This is a genomic window from Roseibium sp. AS2, assembly GCF_038900065.1.
Classification (GTDB): domain Bacteria; phylum Pseudomonadota; class Alphaproteobacteria; order Rhizobiales; family Stappiaceae; genus Roseibium.
In genome coordinates, this window is the sequence record NZ_JBBMQN010000006.1 from 23,023 (window position 1) to 37,212 (window position 14,190).

General features: G+C 62.2%; 12 protein-coding genes. 7 read left to right on the plus strand and 5 right to left on the minus strand.

Annotated elements, in window-relative coordinates:
• Nucleotides 1-97 precede the first annotated feature (97 nt).
• The 3 genes from fabI (at nucleotide 98) to WNZ15_RS18050 (ending at nucleotide 3,074) form a co-directional block, all read left to right on the plus strand.
• Complete coding sequence (gene fabI, locus WNZ15_RS18040) at nucleotides 98-916, plus strand: enoyl-ACP reductase FabI (protein ID WP_342894405.1); 819 nt, start codon at nucleotides 98-100, stop codon at nucleotides 914-916.
• A gap of 49 nt (nucleotides 917-965) precedes the next feature.
• On the plus strand, nucleotides 966-1,610 hold the full coding sequence (locus WNZ15_RS18045; RefSeq protein ID WP_342894406.1) for a histidine phosphatase family protein: 645 nt from the start codon (nucleotides 966-968) through the stop codon (nucleotides 1,608-1,610).
• A gap of 264 nt (nucleotides 1,611-1,874) precedes the next feature.
• Nucleotides 1,875-3,074: a DUF3095 domain-containing protein gene (locus WNZ15_RS18050; protein ID WP_342894689.1), complete on the plus strand. Its 1,200-nt coding sequence runs from the start codon at nucleotides 1,875-1,877 to the stop codon at nucleotides 3,072-3,074.
• Here the strand turns inward: WNZ15_RS18050 and WNZ15_RS18055 are convergent.
• Nucleotides 3,019-5,325, minus strand: coding sequence for an EAL domain-containing protein (locus WNZ15_RS18055; protein WP_342894407.1), 2,307 nt, complete (start codon nucleotides 5,323-5,325; stop codon nucleotides 3,019-3,021). The two genes, WNZ15_RS18050 and WNZ15_RS18055, sit on opposite strands and share 56 nt — an antisense overlap.
• 307 nt (nucleotides 5,326-5,632) lie before the next feature.
• On the opposite strand from WNZ15_RS18055, the gene aroC reads away from it, so the two are divergent.
• Both aroC and yghX read left to right on the plus strand, forming a co-directional pair.
• The gene (gene aroC, locus WNZ15_RS18060) at nucleotides 5,633-6,718 is read left to right on the plus strand and encodes a chorismate synthase (RefSeq protein WP_342894408.1); all 1,086 of its coding nucleotides are present in this window, start codon (nucleotides 5,633-5,635) and stop codon (nucleotides 6,716-6,718) included.
• A gap of 120 nt (nucleotides 6,719-6,838) precedes the next feature.
• Nucleotides 6,839-7,744, plus strand: coding sequence for a YghX family hydrolase (yghX, locus tag WNZ15_RS18065; RefSeq protein WP_342894409.1), 906 nt, complete (start codon nucleotides 6,839-6,841; stop codon nucleotides 7,742-7,744).
• A 45-nt stretch (nucleotides 7,745-7,789) separates the two neighbouring features.
• Here the strand turns inward: yghX and WNZ15_RS18070 are convergent, their stop codons facing one another.
• The 4 genes from WNZ15_RS18070 to WNZ15_RS18085 all read right to left on the minus strand — a co-directional run bounded on the left by WNZ15_RS18070 (nucleotide 7,790) and on the right by WNZ15_RS18085 (nucleotide 12,109).
• Nucleotides 7,790-8,344 (minus strand): hypothetical protein, encoded by a 555-nt coding sequence (locus WNZ15_RS18070; RefSeq protein WP_342894410.1) that lies wholly within the window; start codon nucleotides 8,342-8,344, stop codon nucleotides 7,790-7,792.
• A 24-nt stretch (nucleotides 8,345-8,368) separates the two neighbouring features.
• Nucleotides 8,369-9,688 carry a 3,4-dihydroxy-2-butanone-4-phosphate synthase gene (ribB, locus tag WNZ15_RS18075; protein WP_342894411.1) on the minus strand — a complete coding sequence of 440 codons (1,320 nt, stop codon included), beginning with the start codon at nucleotides 9,686-9,688 and terminating at the stop codon, nucleotides 8,369-8,371.
• A gap of 72 nt (nucleotides 9,689-9,760) precedes the next feature.
• Nucleotides 9,761-10,873 (minus strand): class I SAM-dependent methyltransferase, encoded by a 1,113-nt coding sequence (locus WNZ15_RS18080; RefSeq protein ID WP_342894412.1) that lies wholly within the window; start codon nucleotides 10,871-10,873, stop codon nucleotides 9,761-9,763.
• Nucleotides 10,874-10,876: 3 nt separating this feature from the next.
• On the minus strand, nucleotides 10,877-12,109 hold the full coding sequence (locus tag WNZ15_RS18085; RefSeq protein WP_342894413.1) for a class I SAM-dependent RNA methyltransferase: 1,233 nt from the start codon (nucleotides 12,107-12,109) through the stop codon (nucleotides 10,877-10,879).
• Between the two features lie 241 nt (nucleotides 12,110-12,350).
• Here WNZ15_RS18085 and WNZ15_RS18090 point away from each other — a divergent pair, with 241 nt between their 5' ends.
• Both WNZ15_RS18090 and WNZ15_RS18095 read left to right on the plus strand, forming a co-directional pair.
• Nucleotides 12,351-13,604, plus strand: coding sequence for a PQQ-dependent sugar dehydrogenase (locus tag WNZ15_RS18090; protein WP_342894414.1), 1,254 nt, complete (start codon nucleotides 12,351-12,353; stop codon nucleotides 13,602-13,604).
• Nucleotides 13,601-14,188, plus strand: a complete 588-nt coding sequence (locus WNZ15_RS18095; protein WP_342894415.1) for a c-type cytochrome — start codon at nucleotides 13,601-13,603, stop codon at nucleotides 14,186-14,188. The genes WNZ15_RS18090 and WNZ15_RS18095 overlap by 4 nt, the downstream gene beginning before the upstream one ends.
• Nucleotides 14,189-14,190: the final 2 nt, after the last annotated feature.

The following is a 14,190-nucleotide window of genomic DNA, read 5'->3' on the forward strand; positions in this document are numbered from 1 at the left end:
CTTCATTCCGTCGCCGGGTCTCTTGTAGGAACAAATCCCTTGTGCCATAGGATGCCAGCCCGTTCGGGTGGAACTGGAATCCTTTTCGGAGATGACGATGGCGGAAACGCGCGGACTGATGAACGGCAAACGTGGCCTGATCATGGGCGTGGCAAACAACAAGTCGATTGCCTGGGGTATTGCCAAAGCACTGGCCGACGCGGGAGCCGAACTGGCGCTTACCTATCAGGGCGATGCCCTGAAAAAACGCGTTGAACCGCTTGCCGATCAGCTTGGCGCTTTCGTTGCCGGACATTGCGACGTGACCGATTCCGCGTCCGTCGACGCAGTTTTCAAGAACCTGGAAGACAAGTGGGGCAAGATCGATTTCCTCGTTCATGCCGTCGCATTTTCGGACAAGGCCGAACTGACCGGCCGCTTCGTCGAAACGAGTTCCGACAACTTCGCCCGCACGATGGATATCTCCTGCTATTCCCTGGTGGCGGTGACGCAGCGCGCTGAAAAACTGATGACCGACGGCGGCTCCATTCTGACATTGACCTACTATGGCGCCGAGAAGGTCATGCCGCATTACAACGTCATGGGTGTTGCCAAGGCGGCTCTGGAAACGAGCGTGAAGTATCTCGCCATGGATCTCGGACCGCAGAACATTCGCGTCAACGCAATCTCCGCCGGACCGATCAAGACGCTGGCGGCATCCGGCATCGGCGATTTCCGGTACATTCTCAAGTGGAACGAGTACAATTCACCCTTGCGCAGGACGGTCACCATCGAAGAGGTCGGCGACGGTGCGCTGTTCCTCCTGTCCGATCTGGGCCGCGGTGTGACCGGCGAAATCCAGCATGTGGATTGCGGTTACAACATCGTCGGCATGAAGGCGGTCGACGCTCCGGATATCTCGGTCGTCAAGGACTGACGAGTGTTCCGGCGACGCCGCCGGCGCTCTGCTCTCACAGGTAAACCACATGACTTCCGTTCCGACCTCGCCGGATCCCGCCCTGCTGCCTAAAGTTGCTGTTCCGGATCTGATGATCTTCGTGCGGCACGGTCAGACCGACTGGAATTTTGAAGGTCGGATGCAGGGACGCAAGGACATTCCTCTGAACGCGACCGGGGAAGGCCAGGCAGCCGGCAATGGTGCCCGCCTGAAGGCCTATCTGGCCGGGCATGGCATCGATCCGCAAACGCTGGATTTTGTCGCCTCGCCACTCGGCCGGACCCGTTCCACGATGGAACTTCTGCGCGGTGCCCTGGGACTGGAGCCGGGGTCCTACCGGCTCGAGGACCTGCTGAAGGAGATTACCTTCGGCGCCTGGGAAGGCTTCACGCTGGAGGAACTGGCCGACGAGGAACAGGATCTGCTGCTGCAGCGCCGGGCCGACAAATGGGGCTTCGTTCCACCTGGCGGGGAAAGCTATGAAATGCTGACGGAGCGGATCGGCGGCTGGCTGAAATCCGTCGACAGGCCCGCCGTCGTGGTCTCTCATGGTGGCGTCTTCAGGGCCGTGCGTGGCCTGCTGGAAGGCCGGGACAAAGTCTCGGTGCCCAGGCTCGACGTCCCCCAGGACAAGGTTTTTGTCTGGCGGGACGGGCAGTTTACCGCCGTCTGAGGCGCCGGATTTCCATCTGCATGGGGCGCAGGTTCATGAGAACCGGCGCCGACGGGAAGCAGTGTCGGCGCAGGGTTCCCTTCAGACGCGGACACGTAAAGTTGACCGAATTACGGACGTGCGCCCTGATCGGGATCCGCCGGGTCATGCGTATGAATGCCAATGCAGACAGGGATCTCGCCGATCTGGTGGCTTGCCGGCGACCGGATGCGGTCGCGGGGATCCCGATCGACTGCCTTGGTACAGACTGCGAAACAGTTCAGGATGGAACCCGTGGCCGCGGACGATTTTTACAGCGAATTACCGAGTTTTTCAGATTTCAGCGCGGTCGGCGCCCTGGATGAATACCGGCCTGTGCCGGACGACTGGTATGTTCTGGCCGCCGACATCGTCCAGTCGACAGATGCGGTCGCGGCCGGACGGTACAAGGAAGTCAACATGGTCGGCGCGGCGGTCATCGCGGCTGTCCTGAACCGCATCGGCCGCGACAGGGTTCCCTTTGTCTTTGGCGGAGACGGGGCCACGCTGGTGGTGCCGGCACGTCACGTCGCGGCGGGCCGGGAGGCGCTCGCCGGCGTCGTTGACCTGGCGCGACAGGTGATGGAACTGGACCTGCGGGCGGCGGCCATACCGGTGTCTCATCTGCGCGAACTGGGCACCGACATCCGCGTGCGCAAGTACCGGCTCAGTCCCGGCAACCATCTTGCAATGATCCTGGGTGACGGGCTGGCTGTTGCCGACCGGATCCTGAAAGACCCTGCGCAGTCGGCTCCGTTTGTCATTCCCGTCAGCCAGTCGGCGCTGCCGCCGCTGGACGGGCTGTCCTGCAGATGGGAGCCGCTTCCCGCGCTCAAGGGGCACATCGTCTCGCTGATCCTCAAGCCCGCCGGCGAGATCCCCCTTCCGGACGTCATGGAGGAGATTGCCGGTGCCCTCGGGTTCGACCCGCTCGCGGACGGTTCCAGGACGCGCCTTGCGGAGAAGAGCCGGCTCAGGTTCAGGTTTCCCCCCGCGGGCGCGAGCCTGGAGATCCGTATGGGATCCGCGGACAATCGTGTGCGCGGATGGGCCAGAACGCTGATCCAGTCGGTGTTGTTCGTGGTGTCCTGTTCCACCGGATTGCGCATTGGCCCGTTCGATCCGAAACGGTATTTTCCCGAACTCAGCACGAACACGGACCACCGGAAGGTCGGTGACAGTCTGCAACTGGTTCTGGATCTGACACCCGAAGAGCTGTCCTCGTTGAAAAACCATCTCGAGGCGGCGTTCAGGGCGGGCGCGGTTGTTTACGGAATGCACGTTTCCGACAGTGCCCTGATGACCTGTTTCGTGGAGGACATCGGCAAGGGTCACCACATTCATTTCGTCGACGGTGCCGACGGCGGGCTGTCGCTCGCCGCCGCGCAATTCAAGACACACTCGTCCGAACTGGGCGTGGCTGCGGTCCCTCGCCCCGGACGGTGAGGACCAGGTCGTCCGCGGGTGGCGATAGCAGGAAATTCTGCTTCAGGATCAAGGCCGCCAACGCCTCTTGCGGCACGGCTCTGGAAATCAGGAACCCCTGGATGACATCGCAGCCGTTGCCCTTGAGCCAGTCGCGCTCGCCTTCGGTTTCCACGCCTTCCGCGAGCACGCTGATGTCCAGGCTCTTTGCAAGGTTGATAAGCGCGCTGGTGAATTTCTGAAGGCCGGGGTCGGTATCCACGCCCGACACGAAGCTGCGGTCGATCTTCACGCGGTCAACCTTCAGGTCGCGCAGACTGGAGATGCTCGAGTGGCCGGTTCCGAAATCGTCCAGCTCGATGAAGAAACCCAGTTCCGACAGCCGGGCGATATTGTCCTTGATCGGGTCGGCCGTGATCTCGTCGATCATGACGGCCTCCAGGATCTCGAGACTGACGCTGGACGGCTCCAGGCCCAGGCTCCTGACCTGAAAATGCAAGGCGTCGACAGCCTTGGCGCTTGCCAGCAGGCTGGCCGTCACGTTCAGCCCGAGATGGATGGGCTGGCGTGTTTTGCCGCGCAGGGCGACGGCAAGTTGCAGGGCGCGTTCACGGACAGTCGCGTCGATCGCCTCCAGGTAACCTGCTTCGACGGCCGCCGGCAGGAAAGAGCCGGGATAGCGGACAGTTCCGTTGTCTATCCAGCGGGCCAGGGCTTCCGCCCCGACCACTTCACCGGTGTGAATGTCCACCTGCGGCTGGTACCACGCGACGATGTCGCCATCGTTGAGCGCTTTCTGCAGTTCCTTGGCGGTTTCTCCGTTTTCCTCGAAGGCCGTCCGCATCTCCGACTTGAAGAGATCGTAGTTGCGCGGCCCCTTCTGCTTGGCGGAGCGCAGCGCAAGGGCGACATCGGTGAGAAACTGGTCCGTGATGCGTTCGCCCGGCTGACTGACCAGAAGGCCCGCGTTGCATTCGATGGAGGTCTTCTGGCCCTGCAGGTTCCGTTCCTTGCCGAGGTCCCGAATGATATTGGCCGCAAGCAGCTCGAAATCCTCGGTATGCTCGATATTGGGCCGCAGAAGCGTGAATTCCGTGCCGCCGGTTCTGGAGATCAGGTCATCGGGTTCGGCATACTGGATCAGCAACTGGGACACCTCCCGCAGGATCGAGTCGCCGGCACTGTCCCCGAAACGGTCATTGATCTTCTTGAACTGGCGCAAATCGAGGACCAGAAGCCCGGTCGTCATGTCAGGGACCGGCTCGATGCGCGAGCGAATGGTGTTCAGAAGCGCCCGGCGGTTCGGCAGGCCTGTGAGCGGATCGTGGAAGCCGAGATTTTCAAATTCTCGCAGCGTCCTGGCGGCAAGGCTGCGCGACAGCAGGACCGCGATCGCAAAGGCCACAATGATGACGAGGCCGCCAAAGATGCCGGCGAGCACGACATCCCACTGCGTCGCGGATCGTTGCAGCAGAAGATCCTCGTTGAGATAATCCAGGCTGGCATTCCAAAGCATCAGGGTTGCGCGCACGAGATCGGGATGCGCCTCGAACACACCGTCGGCGTCGATGTCCGAGCCGCCGGTGGCCGTGATGGTCGACGACAGCAATTTGCTGCCCTGCGACTGAAACACGAAATTGGCCTTGCGAAAGGCCTGCGCCACCCGTTGAAGCTCCGCCGCGTGTGTACCGGTCAGCGCATCCAGATATTGCTCGGTCTTGAGAGCGGCACCATCTGCGGAGGCCTTGAAGCGGCCTCCCTGGACGGGGATCAGCATCTTCTCCCAGATATTGATCTTCGAGCGTTTGACAAGCTTGCGGGCACTGTCTGTTATTTTCGAGGATTCGATGATGACCGAAAACAGCAAGGAGTTCACGAGATCCGGAAGCGTGGAACTCTCATAGGAGACGGCCATGTCCAGTTTCGCCAGGTGGGACACGGCTGTGCTGAGCTGCTGGGCGTAGCCCAGCGACGTTTTCACGTCCGGCTCGTTGGTGAAAATATCCAGCATCCGGGTGAGGCTCTCGGTCTGGGCGGGGCCACCGAAGCTGATCAGGTCACGGCGCAGCGGAACCGGAAGCGCGCTCAGTTCTCCCGAAACGGCTTTCTCTTCGACCAGGGGGGTGAGCGCCTGAATAAGGTTCAGGCCGCTCAGGCTCCGGTCGATGGCGTTGACGTCCTCGAATTTGTTGTAAAACCAGAGCGAGGCAAACAGCAGACAAGGCGCCAGAAGAAATACGATCAGTCCCGTCAGCCAACCGCGGATGCGCACTTGTGAACCCTCAAGATTATCTTTTCCTGCCAAACAAGTATCGGGAAAGGTTTAAAAAAAAGCAAATTCAACATCTTGCCCCGGATGCGCGGAAAATCTGGAAAAAAACCGGCCACAATATTTGGTTGATCGCGCCGGTTGAACCGAAATGCTCCGGGTCTTGGTATTACTGATCAATAAAAAATCCTTGGGAACCGGCGCTGCATGGTGATTTCTGCGGTGGCCCGCGCTGCGGACTTGAGCTTGCGGTCCCGATGGCGTATCGCTCGGCACCTGACAGCAAACTATCAAGCCTCGGAAGCCTTTCATGTCGCATAACAGTTTCGGACACCTGTTCCGGGTGACAACCTGGGGAGAGAGCCACGGTCCTGCGATCGGCTGCGTTATTGACGGCTGTCCGCCGCTTCTTCCGCTGACCGAGACCGATATTCAGGGCTACATGGACAAGCGCCGTCCGGGGCAGTCGCGGTTCACGACCCAGCGGCGGGAGCCGGACGAGGTCAAAATACTTTCCGGCGTCATGGTCGATGACGACGGTGTCCAGAAGACCACCGGAACACCGATATCATTGCTGGTCGAAAACACCGATCAACGCTCCAAGGACTATTCCCAGATCAAGGACCGGTTCCGTCCGGGCCATGCAGACTTCACCTACAATGCCAAATACGGCATCCGCGACTATCGCGGCGGCGGGCGTTCCTCCGCACGCGAAACGGCAATGCGCGTTGCCGCCGGTGCGGTGGCGCGCCAGGTTCTGCAGGGCGTGACCATCCGAGGTGCTCTGGTGCAGGTCGGCCCGCACCGGATCGACCGGGGCAACTGGGACTGGGCGGAAGTCGACAACAATCCCTTTTTTGCACCCGATGCCGCCGCCGCGGCGTTCTGGGCCGACTATCTGGACGGCGTGCGCAAGGCCGGTTCCTCGGTCGGCGCGGTGGTGGAGATCGTTGCCGAAGGCGTTCCCGCCGGCTGGGGCGCGCCGGTCTACGGCAAGCTCGACACCGACATCTCCGCGGCGATGATGTCCATCAATGCGGTCAAGGGCGTGGAGATCGGCAACGGCTTTGCGGCGGCCGGCCTGACCGGCGAGGAAAATGCCGATGAAATCCGCATCGACGATGTCGGCCAGCCGCTTTTCCTGACCAACAACGCCGGCGGTGTCCTCGGCGGCATTTCCAACGGCGATCCGCTGGTCGCGCGGTTCGCGGTCAAGCCGACCTCGTCGATCCTGACCGAGCGCAAGTCGATCACGCGGCAAGGCGAGGAAGTCGACGTGATGACCAAGGGCCGCCACGATCCCTGCGTCGGCATCCGCGCGGTCCCGGTGGGCGAAGCCATGATGGCCTGTGTTCTCGCCGATCATTTCCTGCGCCATCGCGGCCAGGTCGGGTAGGGGCATTTCCGGCGATTACATCTTGTTACAATTCCGGGGGGTGGTTGCCATGGACCTTTCCGGGAAAGCAACTAGTTTCAGGATCTGCACAATAGATTGTGCCGATCAGGGAGCCTTGAGATGAATGACATGACACCGGTCCGCCGCATGACGGCGAAGGACTTTCCCCAGGAACTGCTCGATCTTTACGATTTCTATGCGCACGGCAAGATTACCAAGCGCGAATTCATGACGGGCGCTGCGAAATTTGCGGTTGCCGGCGTGACGGCGGCCATGCTGCTGGATCAACTGTCGCCGGACTACGCGCTTGCCCAGCAGGTGGCCCCGGACGATGCGGACATTGTTACCGAACGCATGACCTATCCCTCGCCGAACGGACATGGCGAGGTCAACGGCTACCTGGTCAAGCCGGCCGGTGCGACCGGCAAACTGCCCGCCGTTCTCGTCGTACATGAGAACCGCGGTCTCAATCCCTATATCGAAGACGTTGCCCGCCGTCTCGGCAAGGCCGGCTTCATGGCGCTGGCGCCGGACGGATTGACGTCCGTCGGTGGTTATCCGGGCACGGACGACAAGGGGCGCGAACTTCAGCGCACCGTCGACGGCACCCTGCTCATGAACGACTTTTTCGCCGGTTTCGAGTTCTTGCTCAACCATGACGACAGCACCGGCAAGGTCGGCGCGGTCGGCTTCTGCTACGGCGGCGGTGTCGTCAATGCAATCGCGGTCGCCTATCCGGAACTGGCGGCGGGCGTGCCCTTCTACGGCCGTCAGCCGGACGCCGCGGACGTCGCGAAGATCGAGGCGGCCCTGTTGCTGCAGTACGCCGAACTGGACGAGCGGATCAATGCGGGCTGGCCGGCTTACGAGGAAGCGCTCAAGGCCAATGGCAAGGACTATGTGGCCCATGTCTATCCGGGCGTGAACCACGGCTTCCACAACGACACCACGCCGCGTTACGACGAGGAAACGGCCAAGCTTGCGGAAGAAAGAACGATCGCCTTCTTCAAGGAACACCTGACATAAACGGCGGACAAGACGCATTCGGGCCCGGGCGCTGACGCGTCCGGGCTAGACGAACTTGTAGGCACGGATGCGTTCGAGGATCTCTTCGGGATCGGCGGACAGCGTGTGCAGATTGATCGCGAGCAGTTCCCGGCCATGCTCGCGCGGCGTCCGCTTCCAGTTGCGCATCATGAACTTCTTCCAGAACGGGACGGACTGGGCCTTGATCACGGCATTGTCCAGCGAGCGGGTCAGCAGCACGTCCAGCCTGACGATTTCTACGTTGCGGACGGTGCTGCGTTTGACGTCGGTCATCCGGATGGCCGCCCAGTCGATGAAGCCTATGCGCTCGACATAGAGCCCGTCCTCATTGGCGCCGAGTTGGGGCTTGCCCTTCTCGATCATCGGATAGTGCCGGTAGGCAATCGCGATCGGTGCAATCCCGGCGATGGCCAGAAGCGGCATGCCGCCGAAAATGCCGATCGCTGCGAACAAGACACCCAGCAGCAGGCTGCCATAGACCAGAATTTCGCTCTGGCTACGATTGAAGCCAACCGTGAAGGGAACCGGCTCCGGTTTGCTAGGCTCCTCGTTTGTCTGTGCCGCTTTCCTGGCCACCATGTAAGATCACCTCGTCAGGGATCCTCAAGTGTCGAGGATCTCGGTTTCGTCAATCTTGATGTCGAACCCCTCCAGCCCGACATAGTGCCGCTCACGCGATGCCAGCAGGCGAATGGAGCTGACGCCCAGGTCCTTCAGGATCTGGGCACCGAGTCCAACCTCCCGCCATTGTTCCTGTCTGGCTTGCGCGGAGCTGTGCTCTTCGGCTTCGGCGGCGTCCAAGTCGGTTCTCGGACGTTTCGACTGCCGGGCGACCCCCACCGAGCCTTCCCGCAGATAGACGATGACACCCCGGCCGCGCTCGGCGAAATGCCGCATGATCTGATCGAGAGGCTGCGCCTCTCCGAACACGTCGTCGAGGACGGATTCCAGTTGCAGCCGGACGGGTACGCTGCGGCCGTCGAGAATGTCGCCATAGACGATGGCCACATGATGCATCGGGTCGTAGGGTGTCGAATAGGTGGTCGCATAGGCCGGCCCGAAAATCGTTTCGACGGGCTGTTCGTTCACCCGCTCGACCATGCGTTCGGTGCGCTGGCGCCACGCAATCAGGTCGGAGACCGACACCATTTTCAGATCGTGCTCGGCCGCGAATTCCGCGACCTGCTGACCGCGTTTCACAGTGCCGTCGTCGTTGACCAGCTCACTGATCACGCCAACCTGCTCCAGACCGGCCAGGCGGCACAGGTCGACGGCGGCCTCTGTGTGGCCGGAGCGCATCATGACGCCGCCTTCCTTGGCGACCAGCGGGAAGATGTGGCCGGGGCGAACGAGATCGTCGGCGCCGACATTCGGATTGGCCAGCGCGTGCACGGTCGCGCAGCGCTCCTCCGCGGAGATCCCTGTCGTGAGACCATGGCGGTAGTCGACCGAAATGGTGAAGGCGGTCGACAGCGGGGCGTCGTTTTCCGCCACCATCGGATCAAGCCTGAGCCTGCGCGCCTGGGCAGCGGTCATCGGCGCGCAGATGATCCCCGAGGTGTGGCGCACCATGAAGGCCATCTGCTCGGGGGCGATCTTGGCGGCGGCGACGATCAGGTCGCCTTCGTTCTCGCGGTCGTCATCGTCGGTCACGACAACCATTTCACCACGTTCGAATGCGCGGATTGCTTCAGCGACACGGGCCTGGGACACGGGATGCTCCTTGGTAGTGGACAGTCCGAGAAAATCGTTCGGGGTGACCCCGCCATTGGTGGCGATGGCGATTTTGCGGGCCATGTCCCGCGAGACCCAGACATTCGGGTCGTTGCACAGGGCTGTGACCGACGCAGGAGACAGGCTTGCGCGCCGCGCGAAGGCGCTGCGGCTTTCTCCGGTCTGCAAGAGCCATTGATCAAGTCTCATACCCGATCATATATGCGCGTTCGCATTCAGCCTCAAGAGAAGGCTGTCAAAAAATTCAGTATGGCTGAAAGATCAGGTGGGTTTCACGAATTCCACGGCCCGGGAGACGAAGGCCGGGGTCATCCAGCGCTGCTCCAGACCTTCGCTTGCGCACAGGCCGGTCAGGTCCTCGTCGAGGTAGGACGTGAAATAGGGCTCGTGAAATTGCTGCGGAAACACCGAAAGCAGGCCGTCATAATCCGGCATGTCCCCGGTCTGCAGACTGTCGACGAACAGAAAGGACCCGCCGGGTTTCAGGACCCGGGCCACCTCGGCGATCACCTGGCGCCGAACCTTGGGCGGCAGTTCGTGGAAAAGATAGACGCAGGAGACCACATCCACAGAACCGTCCGGAAAGGGCAGGGCCTCGGCCATGGCCGTCACAAACCGCGCGCGGCGCGTGGTCGTTCTTTCGCGGGCGACGTTGAGATAGGGCTCGGACAGGTCCAGTCCCGTGCCGGTCAGGCGTGGAAACGCGGCCAGTGCCGGACGCAGCAGCCCGCCGGTGCCGCAGGCAATGTCCAGATAGGCGACCTTGCGTTGGTCCTTGTGCCGGAGAATGCGCGCGAACGGCACCAGCGCGCGCCGGCGCATGGCAGCGGTGGCGCCGGAAAACAGCACATCCACCTGGAAATCATACAGCCGGGCGCTGTCTTCCGACAGCCAGCCGTCTGTCTGGAAATGGAAATTCTGGCGATAATAGCGCGGCAGGGCGGCGGCGAACCCGTCAGGCTCCGCATTGACCTCCTGGTGCGCGCCGGTGGCCCGGCGGCGGGCGACTTCCGGAACATCCTTGAAGAACGCGCGGCTGGTGGCAAGAAGTTCGCGCGGGCTCATGGTGCCGTCTGAAGGCATCGGATAGTGCCCGGCCTCGACGGCCTTGAGGTCTTCCGCGAACAGGGCCGCGATATCGGCGAGCATGCGCCTCTCGCCCGGTATCGGCCCGTCGGGCACGATCCGGGGCGTGTCGGGGAGATCCTGCTGCAGGCGCCTGTGCATGCGGCGCATGAGTTGCGAATGCGCGGTGTACAGCGCCACGCGGCTGCCCTGATGGAGCGCGTAGCGCGTTCTGAGGGCAAGACGCCCGAGCGAGGGCAGTTCCCGGTGTTTACCGGCAGGCCTGAAATCCCCGTCCGCCGCGCTCATGGCTCACTCCCGTGTCAGTACAGCAACCGCTTCTATATGGGGCGAGTAGTGGAACTGGTCCACCGGTGTGACGCTTTGCAGCACATAGCCGCCGTCGATCAGGATCCTGAGATCCCGCGCGAGCGTTGCCGGATTGCAGGAGACGGCGAGGATGGTCCTGACCTTCGAAAGCGCAAGTTGCTCGGCCTGGGCTTGCGCGCCGGCCCGGGGCGGATCGAAGACAACCGCGTCGAAGGCTTCCAGTTCGTCGCGCACAAGCGGGCGGCGGTAAAGGTCGCGCCGCTCGTAGGTGACCTTCTTCAGCCCCTGGGACTTGCGGAGGGCCTTGTCGAAGCCGGCAATGGCGGCCGCGTCGCCCTCGACGGCGTGGACATTGGCCGACCTGGCGAGGCGCAGCGCAAAGGTGCCGGCTCCGGAAAACAGGTCCGCCACCTTTTTTGCCTTGCCGGCGCCCGCCATGACCAGCCTGGAAAGGGTCTGCTCCGCCGCAAGTGTCGCCTGGGTGAAACCGCCCGGGGCGGCGACCAGTCCGATCCCGCCCATGTCGAGCAGGGGTGGACGGACCTCCAGGATCACTTCGCCGTTCACGGACAGGCGGGCGAGCCCAATGTCGACGGTCTTTTGCGAGAGTCCCGGGATCTTGCGTTCATAGCCCTTGTCGGCCTTGTCGATGGCCACATCCAGGCCGGTGGTCGTGCACAGCACCGTCAGGCGCAGCTCGCCCTTCTTGGGCAGCACCTCGGATGCAAGGGCCTTCAGTCCGGGCAGGGCGCTGACGATGGCCGGGTCCAGAACAGGGCATTCCTCGATATCCACCAGGCGGTGACTGGCCTTCTCGTGATACCCGAGCAGCGTATGGCGTCCGGCCCTTGTGGCCGTCAGCACCGCCCGCCGGCGTCCGCCCGCAGTCGCGGCAATGGTGTCGGACACCGCGAATTCTATTCCCCGGTCGCTGAGCGCGTTGGTCACAAGATCGCGCTTCCAGGCCAGATAGGGCTCTTCGGCCAGATGCTGCAGCGAACAGCCGCCGCAGGCGTCGTAATGCTTGCAGACCGGCTGTCTGCGATCCTTGGAGGGCGTCTCAATCACCGGGTCAAGCGCGCGGCCGTTTTCAACCCGCGCACGTACGACCTCGCCCGGCAGTGCGCCTGCGACGTAGATCGGGCCGGTGTCGGTCCGGGCGATGCCATCGCCGCGGTGACCGAGCTCGGAAACAGTCAGTTCTCTCTCACTCATGGCAGAGCGATAGCGCCAAGCGCAAGGATGAGCAAGCCGTTTGGCCCGAAGGAGCGGAAATGCATTAAGATAACCGCAAGTTGTCTGCCATAATAATTAACCGAGGGGAAAAACAGTTTTTACCTTGGGTTGTCAATCCTGTTGAGGAATCGACGTTGAAGTCGGGAAGATAAAAATCTAGCCTCGAATAAGTCGGGAAAAGAAAACAGAAACTTGTCTACCCGGCTTTTGGGAGGAAGTAATGAAGATTATCTTGACGACACTGGCCGCAGTCTCGCTGCTGGCCGGTAACGCACTTGCCCAAACAGCGGGCCTGCCGGACAATCTGGCGAAGCTTGGCGCCTTCAAGACAACGGGCGTCACGGATTTCACCGTTGTCGAACAGACCGGCGCCTTTGCCGACGGCATCAGGAAAAACCTGGAGCGGATCAAGCTGCCCGACGGGTTCAGGATCGAGCTTTACGCGGTCGTACCCGATGCACGTCACATGGCCGTCGGGCCTCAGGGGATCGTGACCTTCGTCGGCACCCGGAAGACCGAAGTCTGGGCGGTCACCGACCGCAACAAGGACCGGGTCGCGGATGAGGTCAAGAACTTTGCACCGTCCCTGACCAAGGCGATCCCGAACGGCCCCTGTTTCACCAGGGACGGGTTCCTGATCATCGCCGAGCAGAACCGCGTGTTGCTCTATCCGGCAGCCGAATTCTTCTATGAAAGCCCCGACGTGGTCGCCGTGCCGATCGTTCCGGCCGGTCAGTTGGTGCCGGTTGACGAGGAGAGCTACAACCACACCGCCAGGGTCTGCAAGATCGGCCCGGACGGCAAGGTCTATATCTCGCTCGGGCAGCCGTTCAACGTCTTCGCGCCGGAAAAGATGGAGCTTTACAACGAAACCGGGATCGGCGGCATGATCCGGATGAACATGGACGGGACCGACCGCGAGGTCTACACCCGCGGCATTCGCAACTCGGTCGGCCATGACTTCCATCCGGTGACCGGCGATCTGTGGTTCACCGACAACCAGGTTGACGGCATGGGGGACGACATCCCGCCGGGCGAGCTCAACCATCAGACCGAGGCCGGTCAGCATTTCGGCTTCCCCTGGTACGGCGGCGGCAGCGTCCGCACCAACGAGTACAAGGATAGCGAACCGCCGGCGGATGCCGTGTTTCCTGCCGTCGAAATGGTGGCTCATGCGGCCGATCTCGGCATGACCTTCTATACCGGCAAGATGTTCCCGGAGAAGTATAAGAACGCGATCTTCTCCGCCCAGCACGGGTCCTGGAACCGGACGACACCGGTCGGCGCACGCGTCATGGTGACCTTCATAGATGACGAGGGCAACGCGACCAGCGAGCCGTTCGCCGAAGGCTGGATCGACGAGAACGACGAGTATCTCGGCCGTCCGGTGGATGTCGCGCAGCTTCGCGACGGCTCCATTCTGGTCTCCGACGATCTGGCCGGTGCGATCTACCGCATCAGCTACGGCCAATGATGCGAGCTGCACTCCTGAGCCTCGGCGTGGTGTTCCTCGCCGGGGCCGTTCCGGCCGCCGAGTTTCCAAAGGGAGATGCGCAGGCCGGCAGGAAACAGGCGGGACAGTGCCGGACCTGTCACGGGCTCGACGGGTTTGCAAGAATTCCGATTGCGCCGCATATCGGCGGGGAGCCCGCTGACTACATTGCGCAGCAGCTCACGGCCTTTCGGGACGGAACGCGCACACATGAAATGATGAGTGTCGTGGCCAAAAGCCTCGACGATGAAAAGATCGCCGATGTCGCGGCCTGGTATGCCGGACACCGGATTGTCGCGACGCCGACCCGGGGCGAGGACGGCGCGCCGCCGGACTGTGTCTCCTGCCACGGCGTCGATGGCATTGCGGTTATCGAGGAAGCGCCCAATCTGGCCGGGGAATCCACGATCTATATCGACACGCAATTGAAAGCGTTCCGGACAGGCAAACGGGCCCATGAGATCATGAACGAGATTGCCGCCGGCATGAGCGATGCGGACATCCGGTCGGCTGCGGATTGGTACGGATCGGTGAAGATCGAAATCCTGCCCCCGGCGACACAGTGACC